21 protein-coding genes are annotated in these 23,262 nt (G+C 69.0%); 13 read left to right on the top strand and 8 right to left on the bottom strand.

Features of this window, described 5'->3' with window-relative positions; all coding sequences use genetic code 11:
* Positions 1-111 precede the first annotated feature (111 nt).
* Positions 112-1,197, top strand: coding sequence for a pyrimidine utilization protein A (gene rutA, locus J8J14_RS17780; RefSeq protein ID WP_209380890.1), 1,086 nt, complete (start codon positions 112-114; stop codon positions 1,195-1,197).
* A gap of 73 nt (positions 1,198-1,270) precedes the next feature.
* On the opposite strand, the gene J8J14_RS17775 is transcribed toward rutA, so the two are convergent.
* The 8 genes from J8J14_RS17775 to J8J14_RS17740 form a co-directional block, all read right to left on the bottom strand.
* Positions 1,271-2,167: a DMT family transporter gene (locus tag J8J14_RS17775; protein WP_209380889.1), complete on the bottom strand. Its 897-nt coding sequence runs from the start codon at positions 2,165-2,167 to the stop codon at positions 1,271-1,273.
* Positions 2,168-2,186: 19 nt separating this feature from the next.
* Entirely contained in the window at positions 2,187-3,188 is a 1,002-nt protein-coding gene (gene mltG / locus J8J14_RS17770; RefSeq protein ID WP_209380888.1) for an endolytic transglycosylase MltG, read from the bottom strand.
* A gap of 80 nt (positions 3,189-3,268) precedes the next feature.
* Positions 3,269-4,579: a beta-ketoacyl-ACP synthase II gene (fabF, locus tag J8J14_RS17765; RefSeq protein ID WP_408896276.1), complete on the bottom strand. Its 1,311-nt coding sequence runs from the start codon at positions 4,577-4,579 to the stop codon at positions 3,269-3,271.
* 124 nt (positions 4,580-4,703) lie between these two features.
* Entirely contained in the window at positions 4,704-4,943 is a 240-nt protein-coding gene (locus J8J14_RS17760) for an acyl carrier protein (RefSeq protein WP_043830727.1), read from the bottom strand.
* A gap of 196 nt (positions 4,944-5,139) precedes the next feature.
* Positions 5,140-5,877, bottom strand: a complete 738-nt coding sequence (gene fabG / locus J8J14_RS17755) for a 3-oxoacyl-[acyl-carrier-protein] reductase (RefSeq protein ID WP_209380886.1) — start codon at positions 5,875-5,877, stop codon at positions 5,140-5,142.
* A complete protein-coding gene (locus tag J8J14_RS17750) occupies positions 5,877-6,323 on the bottom strand; it encodes a GNAT family N-acetyltransferase (protein ID WP_245215922.1) in 447 nt (148 codons plus the stop codon). The genes fabG and J8J14_RS17750 overlap by 1 nt, the downstream gene beginning before the upstream one ends.
* Positions 6,324-6,343: 20 nt before the next feature.
* Positions 6,344-7,303 (bottom strand): ACP S-malonyltransferase, encoded by a 960-nt coding sequence (fabD, locus tag J8J14_RS17745; RefSeq protein ID WP_209380885.1) that lies wholly within the window; start codon positions 7,301-7,303, stop codon positions 6,344-6,346.
* A gap of 100 nt (positions 7,304-7,403) precedes the next feature.
* On the bottom strand, positions 7,404-7,688 hold the full coding sequence (locus J8J14_RS17740; protein WP_245215921.1) for a hypothetical protein: 285 nt from the start codon (positions 7,686-7,688) through the stop codon (positions 7,404-7,406).
* Positions 7,689-7,939: 251 nt separating this feature from the next.
* Here J8J14_RS17740 and J8J14_RS17735 point away from each other — a divergent pair, with 251 nt between their 5' ends.
* The 12 genes from J8J14_RS17735 to J8J14_RS17680 all read left to right on the top strand — a co-directional run.
* Positions 7,940-10,162, top strand: coding sequence for a TonB-dependent receptor (locus tag J8J14_RS17735; protein ID WP_209380884.1), 2,223 nt, complete (start codon positions 7,940-7,942; stop codon positions 10,160-10,162).
* Between the two features lie 85 nt (positions 10,163-10,247).
* A complete protein-coding gene (locus tag J8J14_RS17730) occupies positions 10,248-10,931 on the top strand; it encodes a Fe2+-dependent dioxygenase (protein WP_209380883.1) in 684 nt (227 codons plus the stop codon).
* Between the two features lie 165 nt (positions 10,932-11,096).
* Entirely contained in the window at positions 11,097-11,567 is a 471-nt protein-coding gene (gene rpsF / locus J8J14_RS17725; RefSeq protein WP_209380882.1) for a 30S ribosomal protein S6, read from the top strand.
* A gap of 6 nt (positions 11,568-11,573) precedes the next feature.
* Positions 11,574-11,852, top strand: coding sequence for a 30S ribosomal protein S18 (gene rpsR, locus J8J14_RS17720; protein ID WP_209380881.1), 279 nt, complete (start codon positions 11,574-11,576; stop codon positions 11,850-11,852).
* Between the two features lie 16 nt (positions 11,853-11,868).
* Positions 11,869-12,435, top strand: a complete 567-nt coding sequence (gene rplI, locus J8J14_RS17715; RefSeq protein ID WP_209380880.1) for a 50S ribosomal protein L9 — start codon at positions 11,869-11,871, stop codon at positions 12,433-12,435.
* A 154-nt stretch (positions 12,436-12,589) separates the two neighbouring features.
* On the top strand, positions 12,590-13,870 hold the full coding sequence (locus J8J14_RS17710) for an SAM-dependent methyltransferase (RefSeq protein ID WP_245215920.1): 1,281 nt from the start codon (positions 12,590-12,592) through the stop codon (positions 13,868-13,870).
* Between the two features lie 16 nt (positions 13,871-13,886).
* The gene (locus J8J14_RS17705) at positions 13,887-15,419 is read left to right on the top strand and encodes a replicative DNA helicase (protein WP_209380879.1); all 1,533 of its coding nucleotides are present in this window, start codon (positions 13,887-13,889) and stop codon (positions 15,417-15,419) included.
* On the top strand, positions 15,412-16,485 hold the full coding sequence (alr, locus tag J8J14_RS17700) for an alanine racemase (protein ID WP_209380878.1): 1,074 nt from the start codon (positions 15,412-15,414) through the stop codon (positions 16,483-16,485). Before J8J14_RS17705 ends, alr begins: the two co-directional genes overlap by 8 nt.
* Before the next feature lie 56 nt (positions 16,486-16,541).
* The gene (locus tag J8J14_RS17695; protein WP_456307527.1) at positions 16,542-17,321 is read left to right on the top strand and encodes an MlaE family ABC transporter permease; all 780 of its coding nucleotides are present in this window, start codon (positions 16,542-16,544) and stop codon (positions 17,319-17,321) included.
* Positions 17,318-18,100, top strand: coding sequence for an ABC transporter ATP-binding protein (locus J8J14_RS17690; protein WP_209380877.1), 783 nt, complete (start codon positions 17,318-17,320; stop codon positions 18,098-18,100). Before J8J14_RS17695 ends, J8J14_RS17690 begins: the two co-directional genes overlap by 4 nt.
* A gap of 203 nt (positions 18,101-18,303) precedes the next feature.
* Positions 18,304-19,893 carry a hypothetical protein gene (locus tag J8J14_RS17685; protein WP_209380876.1) on the top strand — a complete coding sequence of 530 codons (1,590 nt, stop codon included), beginning with the start codon at positions 18,304-18,306 and terminating at the stop codon, positions 19,891-19,893.
* A gap of 579 nt (positions 19,894-20,472) precedes the next feature.
* Positions 20,473-23,262, top strand: a 2,790-nt coding sequence (locus J8J14_RS17680) for an Ig-like domain-containing protein (RefSeq protein WP_342452484.1), incomplete at its 3' end; no start/stop codon positions are given.

Here is a 23,262-nt window from a genome sequence, read left to right as displayed (position 1 = left end):
AGGCCGCGCGCAGCGCCTCTCCATCACATCGCGGAAAGTGGCACCGCCGCCGCCTGGAACGGGAATTGCTGAGCAAAGCCGTTTCCACCTTACCCAGGGAGCCATGCGCGCATGGACATCGGCGTCTTCATTCCGATCGGCAACAACGGGTGGCTGATCTCCGCCCATGCTCCCCAGTACAAGCCGAGCTTCGATCTGAACCGGCAGATCGCCCTGAAGGCCGAGGCATACGGGCTCGACTTCCTCCTCTCCATGATCAAGCTGCGGGGCTTCGGCGGCGCGACGCAGTTCTGGGACTACAACCTGGAATCCTTCACCCTCATGGCCGGGCTCGCAGCCGTCACGAAGCGGATCAAACTTTTCGCCACGGCCGCTTCCCCCACCCTGCCGCCGGCCATCATGGCCCGCATGGCCGTGACCATCGATTCCATTGCCCCGGGCCGCTTCGGGGTGAACCTCATCACCGGCTGGCAGCGCCCCGAATACGCCCAGATGGGCCTCTGGCCCGGGGATGAGCATTTCGCCCGCCGCTACGACCATCTTTCCGAATACGCCACCATCATCCGGGAGCTCTGGTCGACCGGGCGGTCGGACTTCAAGGGTGACCACTTCCGGATGGATGACTGCCGGCTCCTCCCCCTGCCCTCACAGCGCATCCCCATCGTCTGCGCCGGGCAGAGCGGTGCCGGGCTGGAATTCATGGCCGAGCACGCCGACTATAATTTCTGCCTGGGACAGGGCATCAACACCCCCGGCGCCCTCGCCCCCGTCACCGCCCGCGTGCAGGCCGCGGCGGCGAAAACCGGGCGCAAGATCGGCTCCCTCGCCCTCATCATGATCATCGCCGCCGAGACGGACGAGGCGGCCATGGCGAAATGGGAACACTACAGGGCCGGCGCCGACACCGAGGCCCTGGCCTGGATGGCCGGCCAGGCTGCCGCCGACACGCGCTCCGGCAGCGACACCAATGTCCGCCAGTATTCCCTGCCCGAAGGCGCCATCAACCTGAACATGGGCACGCTCATCGGCTCCTACGCCTCGGTGGCCCGCATGCTGGACGAGATGTCGGAGGTGCCCGGCCTCTCCGGCGTGCTCCTCACCTTCGACGACTTCCTCGATGGCATCGAGGCCTTCGGCCAGCACATCCAGCCGCTGATGCGCTCGCGGGACCCTGCCCGCGCCCTGGCGCCGGCCTGATCATCCCGCACGGCGCATGACAGCGTTCCCCCGCCCGCCGAGGGACGGCGACGGGGGAACGCCGCCAAGGGAACTACTGCCCCCGGCCCTGCCCGCCTGTGGCCAGCCAGACCCCGAGCAGCACGACCAACCCTCCGAGCATCACCCGCGGCTCCGGCCATTCCCCCAGCAGCATGGCCCCGAACAGGGCCGCGAAGCCGGGCTGCAGGTAACCCGTCATGGCCGCGTCCGTGGCCCGCGCCCGTTGCGCCAGGGAGAGGAAGAGCGTCACCGGCACCGCCGAGCCGAAGACCCCGGCCCAGGCCACCGCCGCCCAGACCTCCCAGGGCTGGTCGAAGCCGGAAAGCGGCTCGAAGGCCAGGGCCAGCGCCAGCGCGCCCAGGGCGCTGACCCCCTGCTGCCCGGCGGCCAGGGCCAGGGCACCGCCCGGCCGGGTACGCCGCACATAGACCGTGCCCGTGGCATAGGAGAGCGCGACCACCAGCATCACCGCCCCGGCCAGCAGCCCTGCCCCTGCCCCCAGAAGCGCGGACGGGCCCAGGATCACGCCGATCCCGGCGAAGCCCACCGCCATCCCGGCCAGGGTCCGGGGCCCCGGCCGCTCGCCCGGCAGGAACAGGAAGGCCAGCAGCGCCACGAAAAGCGGCGTCGCGGACTGGATCAGCGCCACCGTCGCGGCGGCGAGGGTCAGGAGCGCGAAGGCCGTCAGGCAGTTCGGCAGCCAGCCATTGGTCGTGCCGATCACCAGGCCGGCCCGCCAGTTCCACCGCTCCATCCGCAAAGCGCCGGTCAGCAGGCCGAAGACCACCAGCAGCAGCACCGCGACGGCGGCGCGCCCGGCCGAAAGGGCGAAAGGCGGCATGGAACGCGCGGCCAGCCGCACCACCGGGAAGGAGGTGGCCCACATGGCCGAGATGAGCACCAGCCGCCACCAGAGCGGCCATCCCCGCAACGGGCCGCCAGGGGTCACGCCTGTCCCGCGAGGGCCCTCACCGCGCCGGTGCCGGGGCGGCCGGCGCCGCGGCCCGGCCGCGCTCGATCTCCCGCCAGCGCGCCACGTTGCGGTTATGCTCATCCAGCGTGCGGGCGAAGGCATGCCCGCCGCTGCCATCGGCCACGAAATAGATCAGGTCGGTCGTGTCCGGGCGCGTCACGGCCCGCAGCGCCTCCTTGCCCGGGGAAGCGATGGGACCCGGGGTCAAACCCCGGTTGCGATAGGTGTTGAACGGGTGGTCCCGCTCCAGATCGGCCCGGCTCAGCGGCCGGTCCAGGGGCGCCCCATCCGCCGCGGCATAGGCCACGGTGGGGTCCGATTGCAGCGGCATCCCCCGCCGCAGCCGGTTGATGAACACGGAAGCCACGCGCGGCCGCTCCGCCGCCACCGCCGTCTCCCGCTCCACGATGCTCGCCAGCACCAGCGCCTCGCGCGGGGAGGAAATGGGCAGGTCCGGCGCCCGGTTGGCCCAGGCCTCCTTCAGCGCCTCGTCCATGGCGGCGCTTGCGCGGCGCACGATGGCGGCGCGGGTGTCACCCCACTGGTAGGTGTAGGTCTCGGGCAGAAGGTCGCCCTCATCGATCGGCGGGGTATCGCCCACCAGCCCCTCTGCGCGGTCGAGCAGGGCGGTGATCTGCCGGGCCATCAGCCCTTCGGGGATCGTCAGCCGGCGCTGCACGGGCCGCGCGGTGCGCAGCACGGCCAGCACATCCCGCAGCGAGGCCCCGGCCGGGAAATTATACTCACCAGCGCGGAGGGGCCCCTGCATCCGGGTGGCCCAGGCGGCCGCCATGAAGGCGCGCGCATCGGCCACGATGCCCCGCTGCTCCAGCGCGGCCCCGATCGCCTCCATCCCGCCGCGCGGGACGACGAACTGGGCCTGCTCGGCCAACGGGCCGGGCTGCTCATACACATGCCGGCCGTAGAGGAAGGCGCCGCCCCCGGCCAGGCCGAGGAGCAGCACCAGGATCAGCAGGAACCGGATCGCTCGTCCCATCGGCGTGCCGCCCCCTGGCTATCCAGGACGATGGTGCCAGCCTGGCGCGAGGCGCGCCAGACGGCGGCGCCCGGCCTGAATCAGGCCGCCGCCTTGAACAGGATGGAGGCGTTGGTGCCGCCGAAGCCGAAGGAGTTGGACAGCGCCACTTCGATCTTCCGCGACTGGGCCTCATTGGCCACCCGGTCGATCACGGAAGGCTTGGAGGGCTCGGTCAGGTTCAGCGTCGGGGGCGCCACCGCGTCGCGGATCGCGAGGAGGGAGAAGATCGCCTCGACAGCGCCGGCCGCGCCGAGAAGATGCCCGATGGCCGACTTGGTCGAGGACATGGCGACGCCCTTGGCGTCCTCCCCGAACAGCCGCTCCACCGCCTCCAGCTCCAGGTCGTCGCCCAGTGGCGTGCTGGTGCCATGGGCGTTGATGTACTGGATGTCGGCAGGACCGATGCCGGCGGAGCGCAGGCAGGCCGTCATCGCCCGGTAGGCGCCCTCATGGCCCTCGGCCGGGGCGGTGATGTGATAGGCGTCGCCGGACATGCCGTAGCCGATCACCTCGCCATAGATCTTCGCGCCACGCGCCTTCGCATGCTCGTATTCCTCGAGCACGAGCACGCCCGCGCCCTCGCCCATGACGAAGCCGTCGCGCTCCTTGTCCCAGGGGCGGGAAGCCTGTGCGGGGGTGTCGTTGAAGGCGGTGGAAAGAGCGCGGGAGGCGGCGAAGCCCGCCATGCCCAGTTCACTCACCGCCGCCTCGGCGCCGCCGGCCACCATCACGTCGGCGTCGCCCAGCGCGATCAGCCGCGCGGCATCGCCGAGCGCATGCACGCCCGTGGCGCAGGCCGTCACCACCGAGTGGTTCGGCCCCTTGAAGCCGTATTTGATCGAGACATGGCCCGAGGCCAGGTTGATCAGGGCGGAGGGAATGAAGAAGGGCGAAAGCCGCCGGTGCTTCCCGGCGCCGATCTGGAGCGAGGCCTCATAGATCGTCTGCAGGCCGCCAATGCCGGAGCCGATCATCACGCCGGTGGCGTGGCGGTCCTCCTCCGTCTCCGGAACCCAGCCCGAATCCTCGACCGCCTCGGTGGCCGCCACCAGCGCCAGCTGGATGAAGCGGTCCATCTTCTTCTGGTCCTTGACGGGGATCCACTCCGCCAGGTCCAGCCCGCCATCGGCCTTCGTGCCATTCGGCACGATGCCCGCGATCTTGGCGGGGATATTCGTGACGTCGAAGCCCTGGATGGCGGTGATGCCGGATTCCCCGGCCAGCATCCGCTTCCAGACATTCTCCACGCCCAGCCCCAGCGGGCTGGCGATGCCCATGCCGGTGACGACGACGCGGCGTGGGGCCGTGAGCTGACCGAACACTCTCGCTACTCCCTCCCGCGCCTGGATCCGGCTGGCATCCGCGCCAGGTCCCGGAGCCCGGGCGGCGGCCGGCATGCGGCACCGCCCCGCGCGTCATTGGCAAAGGCGGGCCGGCCCAGGGTTGGTCCCCGGGGCCGGCCCAGCGGCCCGATCAGGCCGTCTTGTGCGCGTCGATATAGGTGATGGCGTCGCCGACCGTGGTGATCTTCTCGGCCGCGTCGTCCGGGATCTCCACGCCGAAAGCCTCCTCGAAGGCCATGACCAGCTCGACCGTGTCCAGGCTGTCCGCGCCCAGGTCGTCGATGAAGGAGGCCTCCGGGGTCACCTTCGCCTCCTCGACGCCGAGGTGCTCGACCACGATCTTCTTCACCTTCTCGGCGGTTTCGCTCATCGCGCTTGCTCTCTCCTGATGGCGGTTGACCGCCGGAAACCCTTTTTGCCGCCGGGCAGGCATTCGAACGAGCCCGGACGCAGGGCGCGGGCCTTAGCACGGCTGTTTCCCAGGGCCTAGACCGAAGGATGGGCCGCGCGCAGGCCAGATCAAGGACCGTTGTTCCCGCGCCGCATATCAGACCCCCTGCGGGGTCTCAGATCATCGCCATCCCGCCATTCACATGCAGGGTCACGCCCGTCACCCAGGCCGCCTCGTTGGAGGCAAGGTAGGTCACGGCCGCCGCGATATCCTCGGAGGCACCCATCTTGCCCATGGGGATGCGCCCCATCAGCGCCGCCTTCTGGGCGTCGTTCAGGGCATCGGTCATGGCGGTCTTGATGAAGCCCGGGGCCACCACGTTCACGGTCACGCCCCGCGGCGCCACCTCCTGGGCCAGGGCCTTGCTCATCCCGATCAGCCCGGCCTTGGCCGCGGCGTAGTTGGCCTGGCCCGGATTGCCCGTCACCCCCACGATGGAAGCGATGGAGATGATCCGGCCCGTACGCCGCTTCATCATCCCGCGCAGAGAGGCCCGGGCCAGGCGAAAGGGGGCGGTGAGGTCCACCTCGATCACGTCGGACCAGTCCTTGTCGCCCATCCGGAGCGCCAGCCCGTCCCGGGTCAGCCCGGCATTGTTCACCAGGATGTCCAGCCCGCCGAACTCGGCCTCCACCTTCTCCACCAGGGCGGCGGGGGCCTCGGGGTCGGAAAGGTCGGCCGGGGCCACCAGGACGCGCTCGCCCAACTCCTGCGCCAGGCTGGCCAGCTCCGCCTCGCGCCGCCCGGTGATGGCCACCTTCGCCCCCTGGGCGTGCAGGGCCCGGGCGATGGCGGCGCCGATCCCCCCCGTGGCGCCGGTGACGAGGGCGGACTTGCCGGTCAGGTCGAACATCAGGGTGCCTCCAGAGGCGCGCCGTCGAGGCGCTTGGCAAGGGAATAGCGCGTGTGGCCGGGCGGGCAGTCCTGCAGCCTGCCCACCACGGAATAGCCCATCAGGGCGTAGAAGCCGGGGGCCTGGAAGGAATAGGTCTCCAGCCGCACGCCGATGCAGCCGCGCCGCGCGGCCTCCTCCTCGGCCATGGTGAGCATCTCCCGGCCGAGCCCGGCGCGCCGGTGCTCCGCGGGAATATGGAACAGCTCGACATAGAGCCAGCCGGAATAGCTGCGCCCGACCAGCCCGCCGAGCGGCGCGCCGGAATCGTCCCGCAGCACCACGCTCAGCGGGGTGGAATCGAAGGAACCCGGTCCCGAATGGGCTTCATTGAAGGCCCGCAACCCGTTCCACACGGCATCCCGCGCCGCCGGGGCCGGCTGATCCTCCAGCGTGATCCGCGTCATGATCCGTGCTCCCCAGGGGCTCAGATGGACTTCAGCACCGCCTCGATCTCGGCCGGCGTCCCGCAGGCCATGGCGGTCGCCTCGGGGGCGTTGCGCTTCATCAGCCCGGTCAGCACCTTGCCCGAACCGACCTCGACGAAGGTGTCGCAGCCCATGGCCGCCATGGCGGCCACGCATTCGCGCCAGCGCACCGTGCCCGTCACCTGCTTCACCAGCAGGTCCCGGATCAGGTCGGGATCCGTCGCCTTCGCCGCGGTCACGTTCGCCACCACCGGCACCAGCGGGGCCTTGGGCGGGTTCCGCTCCAGCGCCTCGCCCATGGCATCGGCGGCCGGGGCCATCAGGGAGGAATGGAAAGGCGCGGAAACCGGCAGCAGCATGGCGCGCCGGATGCCCTCGGCCTTGGCGATATCCACCGCCCGCTCCACGGCGGACTTGTGGCCGGAGATCACGACCTGCCCGCCGCCATTGTCATTGGCGGCCTCGACCACCTCGCGCTCGCCGGTCTCGGGGTTCTCGGCGGCACGCTCGCAGATGGCGCGGGCCTGCTCCATCTCGGCGCCCAGCAGGGCGGCCATGGCGCCCGTCCCGGCCGGCACCGCCTTCTGCATCGCGTCGCCGCGCAGGCGCAGAAGCCGGGCGGCCTGGGGCACGTCGAAGGCCCGCACGGCGGCCAGCGCGCTGTACTCGCCTAGCGAATGCCCGGCCACCAGCGCCACGCGGTTCTTCACATCCAGCCCGCCCTCGGCCTCCAGCACCCGCAGCACGGCGAGCGACACGGCCATCAGCGCCGGCTGGGCATTGGCGGTCAGGGTCAACTCCTCGGCCGGCCCCTCGAACATCAGGCGGGAGAGGTTCTGCTTTAGGGTCTCATCGACCGCCTCGAACACCTCCCGCGCGGGGGCGAAGGCGGCGGCAAGGTCGCGGCCCATGCCGACAACCTGGCTGCCCTGGCCGGGAAAGACGAGCGCAAGGGCCATGGTGACGCGTTTCCTGCTTGTTGAGCAAAGCAGGGCACCGCTACCCCGCCGTGGCGCGGCGGGGTAGCGGCGGCGTCACCGGACTGTCAACCTGCGAGGATCAGTAACGGTGGCGCGCCCCGCGCGGCGGACCCACCCAGACCCGGCGGCAGCGCTCGCGCTCCACGCGCACGGGGCGGCCATAGCGGTCCCGGCGATGAACGACCACCGGACGGCAGCGATTGACCCAGCGCACGTCCTGCAGCAGCCCGGAATCCGCCTGGGCCAGCATGGCGGCGCCCATCATCGGGGCGGCAGAGGCAGGCGCGGCCTGAACGGCCGGGGAGAAGCCGCCGATTCCAGCCGCCAGTCCGGCGACCAGGGCGAAGCGCGAAAGCCATGACATGGCAGAATCTCCTTGCTGTCGGGGCCCGTTGGCCCGGGCTCCCACCTATCCTGCAGCCTGGGAAGGCAGCTGAACGGCAGGAAAAAGGCACGCCGTGGCAATAAGTTGCTGGTCTGCAACGCGTCCTGCACAACGCAATTGATAGTCACGCGCAACCTTGACGCATTGTAATCCCGTCAATTAAGAGCGCTTCGCATTAGCAGAATCGGCGGGGTCGCAGCAGGATGAGTCGCGCAACCAAGAAGGGGGCCGTGGCCCCCAACACGGCCCTGGTGGCCAGCCTGAGCCTGGGCGCGGCCATGGCGGGCGGCGCGGCCTTCGCGCAGGTCGCGACCAGCCCCGCCCCGGTCGCCGTGCCCGAGGTTGCGGTTACCGGAACCCGCCCCGCCAACCAGCTCCAGGCCCCTACCGGCAACCCGCGCCTGCCCGCCAGCATCCAGGACACGCCGCAGACCATCAACGTGGTCTCGCAGGAAGTGCTCCGCGAGCAGACCGTCACATCGTTGGAGCAGGCGCTGCGCAACGTGCCCGGCATCACCTCCACCATCGGTGAGGGCAATGGTGGCGTCACCGGTGACCAGTTCCGCATCCGCGGCTTCTCCGCCCAGAACGACGTGCTGGTGGATGGCCTGCGCGACTTCGGCTCCTACCAGCGCGACACCTTCAATATCGAGGACGTGCAGGTTCTGAAGGGCGCGTCGGGCTTCGCGGTCGGCACCAGCTCGATCGGCGGCGGCATCAACGCCATCACCAAGCTCCCCGGCCTGGAAAACCGCTACTCCGCCACCGCCACCGGCGGCATGGGCCCCTTCGCCCGCTTCACAGCCGACATCAACCAGCGCATCGGCGAAACTATTGCCATGCGCCTGAACGTCATGGGCCAGAGCAGCAGCCTGGTGGACCGTGACAACATGGACACGCGGCGCTGGGGCGTCGCCCCCTCCATCGCCTTCGGCCTCGGCACGCCAACCACCTTCTCGGTGGACTACATGCATTACGAGGACCGCCGCACGATCGACAGCGGCACGCCCATCCTCTACCGCGGCCTCAACGCCATCGGCCGCCCGGCGCCGGAATATGGCGTCAGCCGGTCCAACTGGTACGGCATCCGCAACGACCGTGACGAGACGATGGTGGACCGGCTGACGGCCCGCTTCGCACACAGCTTCGGCAATGGGCTGAGCATCACCAACGACACCCGCCTGACACGCGTGGACCGCGACACGGCACTCAGCGCCGTGAGCTGCGGCACGAACAACACCAGCCTTTCGGCTTACGACAACAGCTGCTCCGGCCAGTTCTTTCACGGCCTGAACCCCACCCTCGCTTATGGTGGCGGGAGCAACGCGCCCTACAACCAGGTGAACGAGGCCATCCAGAACCTCACCACCGGCACCGCGCGCTTCACCACCGGCCCGGTCCGCCACGAGCTGACCGCCGGCATCGACATCGTGCGCGAGACGGTGGACCGCACCGCCTTCCCCTACTCCCCCACACGCCCGGCTGTGACGCTCCTCAACCCCTATACGAACAACGACCTGATCCTGGGCACGGGCGCCGCGAACAACCAGCGCGACACGGAATCGACCAATCTCGGCCTGTTCCTGAATGAGCGCCTGTGGCTTCTCCCCACACTCTCGGTCTATGGCGGCTTCCGCTGGACGAATTATGACCTGAATTACCGCGCCGGCGCACCGGGCGCTGCGCCCAGCCAGGACTTCAGCATCAGCAACAGCTTCTGGGATCCGCGCGCGGGCATCATCTGGGAACCGACGCCGAACCAGACCTATTACTACTCCTACTCCACCTCCACGACGCCGCCCGGCACCTTCTTCACCACCTTCCCGGCTGCCGCCGTCAACTTCGACAACAATCTCCAGCCGGAGCGAAACACCAACCATGAGATCGGCGCCAAGGTCAGCCTGCTCGACAGCCGCCTGGGCCTGACCGCCGCGCTGTTCCATGCGGAGAAGGGCAACGCCACCTATCTGGACGCCGACACGAACGAAGTCTCCGCCACCGGCGACCGCCAGCGCGTCCGGGGCGTGGAACTGGGCGTCACCGGCCGCATCACGCCTGCATGGAACATCAACGCCGCCTACACCTATCTGGACAGCGAGACGACGCGTTCCGAGAACGCCGCGAACCGTGGCCGGCGCGTGCAATATGTGCCGGAGCACTCCGCCTCGCTCTGGACCACTTATGACGTCGCGCAGAACACCCCCTACAACGTGACGGTGGGTGCCGGCGTGTTCTACCGGAGCAAGGTGTTCCTGGATGCGGCGAACACGGCGGAGGCGCCGGCCAGTTTCAGCCTGGACGCGATGGTGCAGCACAAGATCAACCAGAACCTCACGGTGCGGGTGAACGGCTACAACCTCACCGACCGCACGAACTACGAGGGCTTCTTCGGCAACCGCGTCACCGTGGCCGCCGGCCGCACGGTGCTCGTCTCCCTCGCCGCGGATTTCTGATCACCCTGCCTGACGGCGGGCGGCCGGGGTGGCAGATTGCCGCCCCTGGCCGCCCGCTTCCTTTTCACCTGCCCGGAGCACCCCGATGCTCGTCCGCATCCCCCAGGTCCTCACCGCCGCCGAGGTGGCCTATTGCCGCGAGCGCCTGGAGGCCGCCGCTTGGCAGGACGGCCGCGCCACCGCCGGGGAGCAATCCGCCAAGGTGAAGCACAACCTGCAGGTTCCCGCGGATTCGACGGAGGCGAAGGAACTGGGCGATCTCGTCCTCCGTGCCCTCGGCCGCAACGCGCTCTTCGCCACGGCGGCCCTGCCGCTGCGCGTGCTGCCGCCCATGTTCAACCGCTACGACGCAGGCATGACCTTCCAGGCCCATGTGGACAACGCCATCCGCGCCATTCCCGGCACCGGCCAGCGCCTCCGGGCGGATGTGTCCTCCACCCTCTTCCTCACCCCGCCGGAGGATTACGAGGGCGGCGAGCTGGTGGTGCAGGACACCTATGGCACCCATGCGGTGAAGCTGCCGGCGGGGGACATGGTGGTCTATCCCTCCACCAGCCTGCACCATGTGAACCCGGTCACGCGGGGCAGCCGCTGGGGCTCCTTCTTCTGGACCCAGTCCATGGTGAAGGAAGACGGCCAGCGCGCCTTCCTCTACGACATGGACATGGGCATCATCGCCCTGCGCCAGGACCTGCCGGATGACCATCCCGGCGTGCTGGCCATGACCGCAGCCTACCACAACCTGCTGCGGCGCTGGGCGGAGATCTGACCCCGGGGGGCAGGGCAGCCTGACACAGGCCTTGCCCCTGCCCCACCAATCCCCTATACGCCCCCGCCACCCTGCCGGGCGCGAGGCATCGCGCGCGGCTATGCCCTATTCCTGGCCGCCGCATCCCGCGCCGGCCCCGGGGCTGAGACATCCGAAGGGATAGAGATGCCGCTTTATGAAACCGTGCTGATCGCGCGGAACGACCTGACGCAGGCGCAGGTCGAGGCCATTGCCGATCAGGTGACCGAGATCGTCGGCGGCGCCGGCGGCGAGGTCCGCAAGCGCGAGTACTGGGGCCTCCGCGGCCTCGCGTACAAGATCAAGAAGAACCGCAAGGCCCACTACATGCTTCTGGGCCTGGACTGCCCCGCGGACGCCGAGAAGGAGGTCGCGCGCCAGCTCGGCCTGCACGAGGACGTGCTGCGCCACATGACGCTGCGCATCGAGACGATCGACGACGCTCCCTCCGCCATCCTGGCGAAGCGCGGCGAGGATCGCGAGCGTGACCGCGGCTTCCGCGGCCCCCGCCCCGCCGGCCGCTTCGGCTCCGGCCGTGGCCGCGAGCGCGGTGACGACCGTGAGGAGTTCCGCGCCCGTCCCCGCGACGAGCTCGATGGCAACGGCGGCGAGGAGTAAGAACTGATGTCCGACACGACCGATCTCTCCCCCGCCGCGCGCCGCCCGGCCGTCGGCGCCCGCCGGCCCTTCTACCGCCGCCGCAAGTCCTGCCCCTTCTCCGGCCCGAACGCGCCGAAGATCGACTACAAGGACGTGCGCCTGCTCTCCCGCTTCCTGAGCGAGCGCGGCAAGATCGTGCCTTCCCGCATCACGGCGGTCTCCGCCAAGAAGCAGCGCGAGCTGGCGAACGCCATCAAGCGCGCCCGCTTCCTGGCGCTGCTCCCCTACGTCATCAACGACTGATCGGGAGCACGGCACCATGATCGACGTCATCCTGATGCAGCGGGTCGAGAAGCTCGGCCAGATGGGCGACACCGTGAAGGTGAAGCCCGGCTATGCCCGCAACTTCCTGCTGCCCTCCGGCCGCGCCATCCGCGCGACCAAGGACAACCTCGCCCGCTTCGAGCAGGAGCGTGCGCAGCTTGAGGCCCAGAACCTCAAGCGCCGCGAGGAAGCCGAGCGCGTGGCCGAGCGCATGGAGGGCCTGCAGGTCGTCCTGATCCGCTCCGCCGGCGAGAGCGGCGCCCTTTACGGCTCCGTCTCCGGCCGCGACATCGCGGACGCGACGAAGGATGCCGGCCTCACCATCACCCGCGACCAGGTCATCCTGGAGCAGCCGATCAAGACGCTGGGCCTCACCACCGTCCGCGTCGCGCTGCACCCGGAAGTCTCCATCCCGGTGATCGTGAACGTCGCCCGCTCCCCGGAAGAGGCCGAGAAGCAGGCACGCGGCGAGGACCTGCGCGCCGAGCAGGAGGCCGAGGAGGCTTCCCTCGAGGCCGAGCTGGCCGCCGAGCTCTCCGAGCTGGGCGCCGCCCGCGAGTAACCAGGTCGCGCAACAGGCGCGAGAACGGAATGGCCACGCCTGCAAGGGCGTGGCCATTCGCATATCTGGCCATCACGCCTCCGTGACCAAGACAAGGGTCAGTTGAACAGGCCCCCATGCGGGCACAGCCTCCCGGCACAAGGGAGGTTCGGCCTTGCTGATCCATTCCATCCTTTCCCGCCTGATCCGCCAGGGTACGCTTATCGTCCGCTACCCCGATGGTTCCACCCGCACGCATCGCGGCGCCCGCCCCGGTCCGGCCGCCACCATGCATATCCGGACAGCCAGCGCCGCCCGGCGCCTTGTCTGGAGCCCCTCCCTGGCTTTCGGGGAAGGATTCATGGATGGCGAGATCGAGCCGGTCGATGGCTCCACCATCCATGACGTGCTGGACCTGCTGATCCTCAATCTGGCCGATGGGGGCACCCATCCGGCCATGCGCCTGGGCGAGGGGCTGCGCTGGATCGGCCGCCGGCTGCTGGACCTGAACACCACCCGGCGCAGCCGCCGCAACGTGGCGCACCACTACGACCTGAACGGCACCCTCTATTCCCTATTCCTGGATGCGGACCGCCAGTATTCCTGCGCCTATTTCCTCACGGGCAACGAGTCGCTGGACGAGGCCCAGGCGCTGAAGAAGCGGCACCTCGCCTCCAAGCTGCGGCTCGACCGCCCGGACCTGGAGGTGCTGGACATCGGGTGCGGCTGGGGCGGCCTCGCCATCACCCTGGCGCGCGACCACGGCGCCCGTGTCACCGGGCTCACTCTGTCAGCGGAGCAACTCGCCGAGGCCCGCTCCCGCGCCGCCGCTGCCGGCCTGTCGGACCGGGTCCGCTTCGAGCTGATGGATTACCGGGACTGGAAGCAGCCGGTGGACCGCGTCGTCTCGGTCGGCATGTTCGAGCATGTCGGCATCAACCACCACACCGCCTTCTTCCGCACCGTGAAAGCCGCGCTGAAGGAGGACGGGGTGGCCCTGGTCCATGCCATCGGCCAGTCCGGCGGGCCCGCGACGACCAATCCCTGGCTGAGGAAATACATCTTCCCCGGCGGCTACTCCCCAGCCCTGTCCGAGGTGGTGCCTGCGGTGGAAAAGGCCGGGCTCTGGATCACGGATATGGAGATCCTGCGGCTGCACTATGCCATGACCATCGCCCATTGGCGGGCCCGCTTCGCCGCGAACCGCAATGCCATCAAGTCGCTCTATGACGAGCGGTTCTGCCGGATGTTCGAGTTCTATCTCTCCGCCTCGGAGCTGGCCTTCAGGCGCTGGGGCCACATGAACTGGCAGCTCCAGCTCACCCGCCAGGTGGAGGCCCTCCCCCTCACCCGGGACTACATGTTCGAGGCCGAGCGGGCGGCGGCTTATCCACATGATCCACCGCCATCCACAGCGGCCCGGATGGAGGTGGGACGGGACGTGGAGCCCGCCTAGGGCTACACTGCCCGGCATGAACGCTTTCGACGCCATCCTGCAGCCCGGCTCCGAGCCCGGCGGCAACGGCATGCTGGGGCTTTCCCAGCGCCTGCCCCCCTCGAATATCGAGGCGGAGCAGGCCCTGCTGGGCGCCCTGCTCGCCAACAACAAGGCCTATGAGCGCGTCTCCGAATTCCTGGCCGCGGAGCATTTCGCGGACCCGATCCATGGCCGGATCTTCCATTCCGTCCAGCGCCGGATCGAAGCCGGCCAGCTGGCCGATGTCGTCACCCTGCGCGCCGAGTTCGAGCATTCCGGCGTGCTGGACGAGGTGGGCGGCCCCGCCTACCTGACCCAGCTGCTCACGGCCATGGTCGGCATCATCAATGCCGGCGAATACGGCCGCGTCATCTTCGACTGCTTCCTGCGCCGCCAGTTGGTCGATCTCGGCGAGGTGGTGGTGAACCGCGCCTTCGGGGCGGAGCCCGAGCTGGACGGCAAGGCCCAGCTGGAGGCCGCCGAGCAGGCCCTGTTCAACCTGGCCACGGATGGTTCCTCCGACGGCGGCATGGTCAGCTTCGAGAAGGCGCTGACCACGGCGGTGGAACTGGCCGAGCGCGCCTTCACCACCCCCGGCGGCGTCTCCGGCCTCTCCACCGGGCTGCGGGACCTGGACAGCAAGCTGGGCGGCCTGCACCCCTCGGACCTGCTGATCCTCGCTGGCCGCCCCGCCATGGGCAAAACCGCGCTGGCCGTGAAGATCGGCTTCGGCGCAGCCAAGGCGGTGCAGCGCGAAGCGCTGGAGAAGGACCCGAACGCGGTGGTGCGCGGGGGCGTGGCCATCTTCTCCCTGGAAATGAGCGCCGACCAGCTCGCCACCCGTATCCTCTCGGAGCAGTCGCGGGTTTCGGGCGACCGCATCCGGCGCGGCGACATCTCCCAGCGGGATTTCGACAAGTTCGTGGAGGTGAGCCGCGAGCTCGCCTCCATGCCACTTTTCATCGACGACACCCCGGCCATCACCATCTCGGCGCTGCGCACCCGCTGCCGGCGGCTGATGCGCACCAAGGGGCTGAACCTCATCATCGTGGACTATCTGCAGCTGATGCGCCCCGCCGCGGGGACCCGCCCGGAGAACCGCGTGCAGGAAATCAGCCAGATCACCCAGGGGCTGAAGGCGATCGCGAAGGAACTGTCCGTTCCCGTCATCGCCCTTTCCCAGCTCTCCCGCCAGGTGGAGAGCCGTGAGGACAAGCGGCCGCAGTTGGCCGACCTGCGTGAATCCGGCTCGATCGAGCAGGACGCCGACGTGGTCATGTTCGTCTATCGCGACGAATACTACCTCGCCCAGAAGATGCCGAAGGAACTGAACTTCGACAACGGCGAGAAATACACGGAAGCTCTGGACAAGTGGCAAAAGGACATGGAGCAGGCTCATAACAAGGCCGAGCTGATCGTGGCCAAGCAGCGCCACGGCCCCACGGGCACCATCCGCCTCTTCTTCGAGGGCGAGTTCACCCGCTTCGGCGATCTCGAGCAGACCCACGACCAGGAAGATTATGGCTGAAACCTCCGGCGTCCTGACGATCGACCTGGACGCCATTGCCGCCAACTGGGCCTCCCTGCGGGCACGGCATGCCGGGATGGGCGGGGGCGAGGTGGGCGCGGCGGTGAAGGCCGATGCCTACGGGCTAGGCGCCGCCCGCGTCGCCCCGGCCCTGGCCGCCGCGGGCTGCCGCCACTTCTTCGTCGCCCAGCTCTCCGAAGGCATGGCGCTCCGCCCCGCCCTGGGGCCGGAGCCGATGATCATGGTGCTCAACGGCTTCCCGCCCGGCGCGGATGAGGAAGCCGGGCTCATCCCGGTACTGAACAGCCCGGGCGACATTGCCGCCTGGTCCGGCACCGGACGGGACGTGCTGCTGCACCTCGACACCGGTATGGCGCGGCTCGGCCTCACCCCGGCCGAGGCGGAGGCGCTGGCCGCGGATCCTTCCCCCCTCAAGGGCATGCGGGTCCGCTACGTGATGACCCATCTGGCCTGCGCCGACGAGCCGCAGAACCCGATGAACGCCACCCAGGCCGCCCGCTTCGCCGCCCTTCGCGCCCGCCTGCCGACCGCCCCCTTCTCCTTCGCCAATTCCGCCGGGCTGTTCCTGGGCCGCGACTTCGCCTCCAGCCTCGCCCGCCCGGGCTGCGCGCTCTATGGCATCAACCCCACCCCGGGCCGGCCCAACCCCATGCGCCCGGTGGTGCGGCTCTCCGTGCCGGTGCTGCAGGTGCGGGACATCCCGGCCGGCACGCCGGTGGGCTACGGGGCCAGCTGGGTGGCCCCGCGCCCATCCCGGATCGCCACCGTTGCCGCGGGCTATGCCGATGGCTATCTCCGCTCCCTGTCCGGCCGGGCGATCGGCCGGCACAACTGGCAGGATGTTCCCCTGGTCGGCCGCGTCTCCATGGACCTCTCCACCTTCGACGTGACGGACCATCCGGCCATCACGCCCGGCTCGATGATCGAGCTGATCGGCCCCGGCAATTCCGCCGACGAGGTGGCCCTTCAGGCCGGAACGATCGGGTATGAGGTGCTGACCGCCCTGGGCACCCGCTATCGCCGCGCCTATACGCAGACAGCGTGACCCTCTATCCCCGCTCCATCGCCTCGGCCCGCCCCGCCCTGGCCGCAGCCGGAACCCTGGCCCTGGGCTGGCTCGGGGCGCTGGGGCAGCTTGTCCTCGCGCTCTGCCGCAAGCTGGGCGCGGTGGTGCTCTTCGCGGCGGAAGGGCTGAGCCATGCGGTGCGCCCGCCCTTCCATCCCCATCTCTTCCTCCGCGCCTTCCTGGAGGTGGCCTATTTCTCCCTGCCGGTGGTGGGGCTGACGGCGGTGTTCACGGGCATGGTGCTGGCGCTGCAATCCTATTCCGGCTTCTCCCGCTTCGGGGCGGAGGGCGCGGTGGCCAATGTCGTGGTCCTCTCCATCACGCGGGAGCTCGGGCCGGTGCTGGCCGGGCTGATGGTCGCCGGCCGCATCGGCGCCGCCTTCGCGGCCGAGATCGGCACCATGCGCGTGACCGACCAGATCGACGCGTTGACCACCCTTTCCACCGACCCGATGAAGTACCTCGTCACCCCGCGCCTGCTGGCAGGCATCGCCGCCATGCCGCTGCTGGTGCTGGTGGCGGATGTGCTGGGCGTGATGGGCGGCTACCTGATCGGCACGATGAAGCTCGGCTTCTCCAGCGGCACCTATCTCAAGGCCACCTTCGACTTCCTGCAGGTGATGGATGTGGTCAGCGGCCTGGTGAAGGCTGCGGTCTTCGGCTTCATCGTCGCGCTGATGGGCACATGGTGCGGCTACAACTCGCGCGGCGGGGCACAGGGCGTGGGGGCCGCGACCACCACCGCGGTGGTCTCCTCCTCCATCCTCATCCTCGCGCTGGACTATGTGCTGACCGAGGCCTTCTTCGCCCGATGAGCTGGAGCGACGAAACCCCCAAGATCCGCCTGCGCGGGCTGCGCAAGGCCTTCGGGAGCAAGCAGGTGCTGGATGGCGTCGATCTCGACGTCATGCCCGGCCATTCCATGGTGATCCTTGGCGGCTCCGGCTCGGGCAAGTCCGTCACCATCAAATGCATCCTCGGCCTCATCACCCCGGATGAGGGCATGATCGAGATCGATGGCCAGAACGTGCTGGCCATGACCCCGCGCGAGCGGGAGGCGGTGCTGGACCGCACGGGCATGCTCTTCCAGAACGGTGCCCTCTTCGACAGCCTGCCGGTCTGGGAGAATGTCTGCTTCAAGCTGCTGGCCCAGAATCGCATCACCCGCCCCCATGCGCGGGACCGGGCGGCCGAGGTGCTGGCCAGCGTGGGGCTGGATGCCAGCGTCGGCGACCTCTCCCCTTCCGAGCTTTCGGGCGGCATGCAGAAGCGCGTCGCCCTGGCCCGGGCCATCGCCTCCGAGCCCGAAATCATCTTCTTCGACGAGCCGACAACCGGCCTCGATCCCATCATGGGGGCGGTGATCGATGGGCTGATCGTGGATTGCGTGCACCGCCTGGGCGCCACCGCCGTGACCATCACCCATGACATGGCCAGCGCCCGCCGGATTGGCGACCACGCCGCCATGATCCACAAGGGCCAGATCGTCTGGACCGGTGACGCGGCGACACTGGGCGAGACCGGCAACCCGATGGTGGACCAGTTCGCGCGCGGCGAGCGCGAAGGCCCCATCGCCATGGAATTGCGGCGCTGAACGCCTGAGGGCGGGACAGGCCCGGCGGGCCAGATCAAGAAGGGCGGAGAGGCCTGAGCCTTCCTGGCCCGTGCTTCGTTCTGGGATCGCCGCCCTCCGGGCCGGCCTTTATCCCGTCTATCGGGACAGGTCCCATGGCGCGCGCCTGTCGTGGCAAGATGCCGGCGGTTACGGAGAAGGGCAGACCGGAATTGGACACCCATATGAAGTCTGAGGCGCCGGCGCGCCGCCCTGCCCCGCACCCGGCGACGCGCACTGATCTCGACCAGGTGTTCGGCCATATGGCGCCGGACCGCCTGACGGTCCTGCTCCTCTCCTATCTGTTGCTGCCCGGCCTTCTCTTCCTGGCGGGCTGGACGGCGCCCTGGGTGGCCCTGCCCACGGCGCTGGCTGGCCTCGCCGCCCTGGTCCTCGCTCCGGGCTGGAGGGGCGCATGGCCCCTTACGGCCCGGATGACCCTTCTCTGCCTCGCGCTCGGGCTTCTCTGGGCCGGGGCCACGGGGGCGCATCATCTCGTCTACGCCACGGCGGACTGGCAGGTGCGGGATGCCGTGCTGCGCGACCTGGGCGCCGGTCCCTGGCCTGTCGGCTATCTCGACCCGGATGGCACGCAATGGCTGCTGCGCGCGCCGCTGGGCTTCTACCTGCCGGCCGGGCTGGTCGGGCGCTTCGCGGGCTTCCATGCTTCCCAGGCCGCCCTTTGGCTCTGGACCGGGCTCGGCTTCGGCATCCTGCTGATGATGCTGGCGCTCCTCGCGCGCAGGCTGGCGCCGGATCGGCGGCACCGGGCCTTCGCCGTGCTGGTCCTGGTTTTCGTGCTGTTCCATGGCCTGGACCTGCTGCCCAATATCTGGCTCGACTGGGATTTCGGCATGGGTCCCCTGGCAAGCTGGGGGCGAGGCGGCGAATGGTGGGCGCGCCTGTTCCAGTATTCCGGCCATGTCACTGGTATTCTCTGGGCGCCTAACCATGCCATGCCGGCCTGGCTCCTGGCCGTGCTGTTGCTTCGGCATGGGGCACGGGCCGAGTTCCCCGGCCAACTGGCCTTGCCCCTGGCGGCCGGCGCATTCTGGAGCCCGGTGGCCAGCGCCGGCGCCGCCCTGCTGATCGTGCCGCTGCTGCTGGCCCGCCACGGGCCAGGACTGATCCGCCGGGGCATCACCCCCGCCAATCTTCTCGCGGCGGTCTTCGCGGTGCCGGTCTGCCTGTACCTGGTCGCAGGCTCCGCGGAGGTGCCGCACGGGCTGCTCTGGGTGGTGCATCCGCACTGGAGCACTCCCCTGCTCTGGGCACTCTTCCTTCTGCTGGAGGTGCTGTGCTGGGCCATCCCGGCCTGGCTGCTGGTGCAGGGACGCATCCTGACCGTCTCGGTGATTCTGCTCTGTCTCGTGCCCGCCTATGTCTTCGGTCCCGGCAACGAGATGACCGCTCGTGGCGGCATGACGCCGCTGGCCGTGCTGGCCGTCGCCGTCGCGGCGGCGCTGCTCCGCCCCGCGACGAGCCGCGCCCAGCAGGCCGCGCGACGGGTGATGCTCGCTTTCGCGGTCGTGGCCCTTGGCGGCGCGGTGATGGAGGCGAGCCTCCTGCTGAAGCGGCCCTGGCCCGCCAGTGCCGAATGCTCCCTGACCGAGGCGGCGCGGCATTCCGTCTTTGCCCGCACCACGGACTGGGCGCATTACCTTGCCCATTGGCCGGAGGCGAGCCTGTCCGGCTGGATGCGGGAGCCGCCCCTGCGTCCCTCAGAGCGGGAGGCCGGCGGAGCGCCTTGCTGGCCGGAGGGAAGAGGCCCCTGACCGCGCGGATGCTGGGAACGGCTGCGGCACGGCCGGACGGGACGCGGTGGTGACAGGCAGTCCTGCCCGCTGCGTCTCAGCTCTCCAGCACCGCTGTTTTTCCAGGGCCTGCCTTCCGCTCATGTTTTTGTGAAGACCGCTCCTGGCGGCTAACTCCACCACGCTCGCACCATCCTGCGGTGCCGGCTCGGTCTTGAATGCCGGAGCTGTGAAAGCCCGCCCAACAGCGGGTCTTTGCTGACACGGAAGAAACCGTGCCCAACTGTCAAAAATCCAGGCACCGCCTCCATCAGCGCCACATCATTTAGGCGAAAGCCGACACCGCCGCTCAACTTCCTGGCGAGAGATAAACCTATCGTGCCTGACGGGGCCGTGATTTCGTCGCACGAAGCGTGTTGAGGCAAGGTTAATGAAACAGGGGTGTCGCCGCCCCCGGCGCTGTCGGGTTTTTCTTGGCTTTGGATAAGACCAGCCTTGATACCACCCGGGCGTCGCTGACTGGTTTCGACCGAGCCGCCTCGCGAGGACCAGAAAGCATTGAGGCTGACGAGCGGTTTGGAGGACAGTGCATTGGCCTTGGTGGTTCAGAAGTCGGGCTCGGAGTTTCTCGTCAACACGCAGACGGCCAGCGGCCGTTACGTTCCCTCGATCACCGGCCTGTCGGATGGCAGCTTCGTGGTCACCTGGCAGGATTTCAGCGGCACGCTGGGAGATGACGACGCCAGCAGCATCAAGGGGCAGATCTTCAGCGCCACGGGCGACAAGATCGGCTCGGAGTTCCTCGTCAACACCGAGATAGCTGGCGTCCAGGCCCTCCCCACGATCACTGGCCTGGTCAATGGGGGCTTCGTGGTCAGCTGGTATGATTTCGGCGGCACGCTGGGGGATTCGAGCGGCACCAGCATCAAGGCGCAGGTCTTCAGTGCCACGGGCGACAAGGTGGGCTCGGAGTTCCTCGTCAACACCCAGACGGCGAGCGACCAGTACCTCCCCACGGTCACGGGCCTGACCAATGGTGGCTTCGTTGTCAGCTGGCTGGATATCAGCGGCGCGCTCGGGGATGGCGATGGCGCCAGCATCAAGGCGCAGGTCTTCACCGCCACGGGCGACAAGGTGGGCTCGGAGTTCCTCGTCAATACGCAGGCCACAAGCGGCCGCTACGTTCCCACGATCACTGGCCTGACCAATGGCGGCTTCGTGGTCAGCTGGCAGGATCTCAGCGGCACGCTGGGGGATTCGAGCGGCACCAGCATTAAGGCACAGGTCTTCAACGCCGCGGGCGACAAGGTGGGCTCGGAGTTCCTCGTCAACACCCACACGTCCAACGACCAGTCCCTCCCCACGATCACGGGGCTGAGCAATGGGAACTTCGTGGTCAGCTGGTTCGATCTCAGCGGCACGCTGGGGGATTCGAGCGGCACCAGCATCAAGGCGCAGATCTTCAACGCCAGCGGCACCAAGATCGGCTCGGAGTTCCGCGTCAACACCGAGACGAATCTGAGCCAGATCTCCCCCACGATCACGAGCCTGGCGAATGGCGGCTTCGTGGTCAGCTGGCATGACTTCAGCGGCACGTTGGGCGATTCGGCCGGGGCCAGCATCAAGGCGCAGGTCTTCAGCGCCACTGGCGCCAGGATCGGCTCGGAGTTCCTCGTCAACACCCAGACGACCGACGACCAGCTCACCCCGGCGGTCACGGGCCTCGCGAATGGGGACTTCGTGATCACCTGGTACGACAACAACGTGACGCAGGGGATCCGCGGGAGCATCAAGGCGCAGATCTTCGAGGTCGTGGAGCCGAACGCGGCTCCCGTCGCCGAGGATCAGGCGAAATCCGCCGCGGAGGACACGCTGATTTCGGGTCAGGTGATCGCCACTGATCTGGATGGCGACGCTCTGACCTATGCCCTCGTGCAGGGAGCGCGGGATGCAAACGGCAACCCGGTTGCCGGGCTCACCTTCGGTGCGGATGGCCAGTACAGCTTCCAGGGACCGCAGGACTTCAACGGGACCGTGACCTTCACCTACACGGCAAGCGATGGGTCCGGCACCTCCGCCCCGGCCGAGGTCACCCTGACCATCACGCCGGTGAACGACGCGCCCAAGGCCGAGACGATCACGGCGAACGGCGCCTCCGGCACGGCCATCGCCGTGACGCTGCAGGGCACGGATGTCGAGGGCGCGCTGCAGGGCTTCGTGCTGGCGAAACTGCCGGCGGGCGGAACGCTGTATCTGGATGCCGGCCTGACGCAGCCCGTGGCCACGAACACGCTCTATGCGCCACAGGATGGCGGGCGGCTCACGCTCTACTTCCTGGCGGCCAGCAACTTCACCGGCACGGTCGATTTCGACTACACGGCCAGCGATGGAAGCCTGAGCAGCCCGGCGGCGAATGTGTCCATCACGGTGATGCCACCTGGGCAGGTCATCGTGGGCACGGCGGCTTCGGAAAGACTCGTCGGCATGGCGGGGAACGACCGGATCTCCGGTGAGGCCGGGAACGACACCCTGCTCGGCGGTGGCGGCTCGGACACGCTGGTCGGCGGGTTGGGCATGGACAGCCTGGATGGTGGAGAGGGCGTGGACACGCTCGACCTCTCCGGCGCGACGGGTCCGGTGGCAGTGAACCTCTCGAAGACGGTCCTGCAGAACATCGGCGCCGACCAGGGCCGCGACCTCGTCCTGAACATCGAGAACGTCATCGGAAGCGCCTTCAACGACAGCTTCGCCGGTTCCAACCTGGCCAACCTCCTCCAGGGCCGTGGCGGCAATGATCGCCTGTTCGGCTTCGGTGGGGCCGATACGCTCGAGGGCGGGGATGGCAACGACCTGCTCGATGGCGGGGTGGGAGCGGACAGCCTGTTCGGCGGTGCGGGCGACGACACCTATGTGGTGGACAATGCCGGGGACGTGGTCAGCGAGGCCGTGTCGCCGGGAGTGGATGCGGGCGGGCTGGACACGGTCAAGGCCTCGATCAGCTTCGTGCTCGGCGAGTTCTTCGAGAATCTGACCCTGATCGGCGCCGCTGACCTGACGGGGACGGGCAATGCCCTGGGCAACCGCATCGCCGGCAATAACGGAGCCAACCTCATCCAAGGCCTGGACGGCAACGACACCCTGCTCGGCGGGCGCGGCGCGGACACGCTGGAGGGCGGGGCAGGCGACGATGTCTTCCTCTATCTGGACCTTGGCGACCGGCTGGATGGCGGGTCGGGCACCGACACCCTCGACATGTCGAGGATGGTCTCGCGGTCCTGGATTTATCTGGACGGCACGGACGAGAAGGGTGTTGCGCAGAGCAACGCCTTCGCGGCCACGGGCACGGTGCTGGTCTCGGTCGAGAACATCGTCGGCTCGAAGGGCTTCGAT

The sequence above is a fragment of the Pararoseomonas baculiformis genome (assembly GCF_017813395.1).
Classification (GTDB): Bacteria; Pseudomonadota; Alphaproteobacteria; order Acetobacterales; family Acetobacteraceae; genus Roseomonas; species Roseomonas baculiformis.
This window is presented reverse-complemented; position numbering and strand designations above follow the sequence as displayed.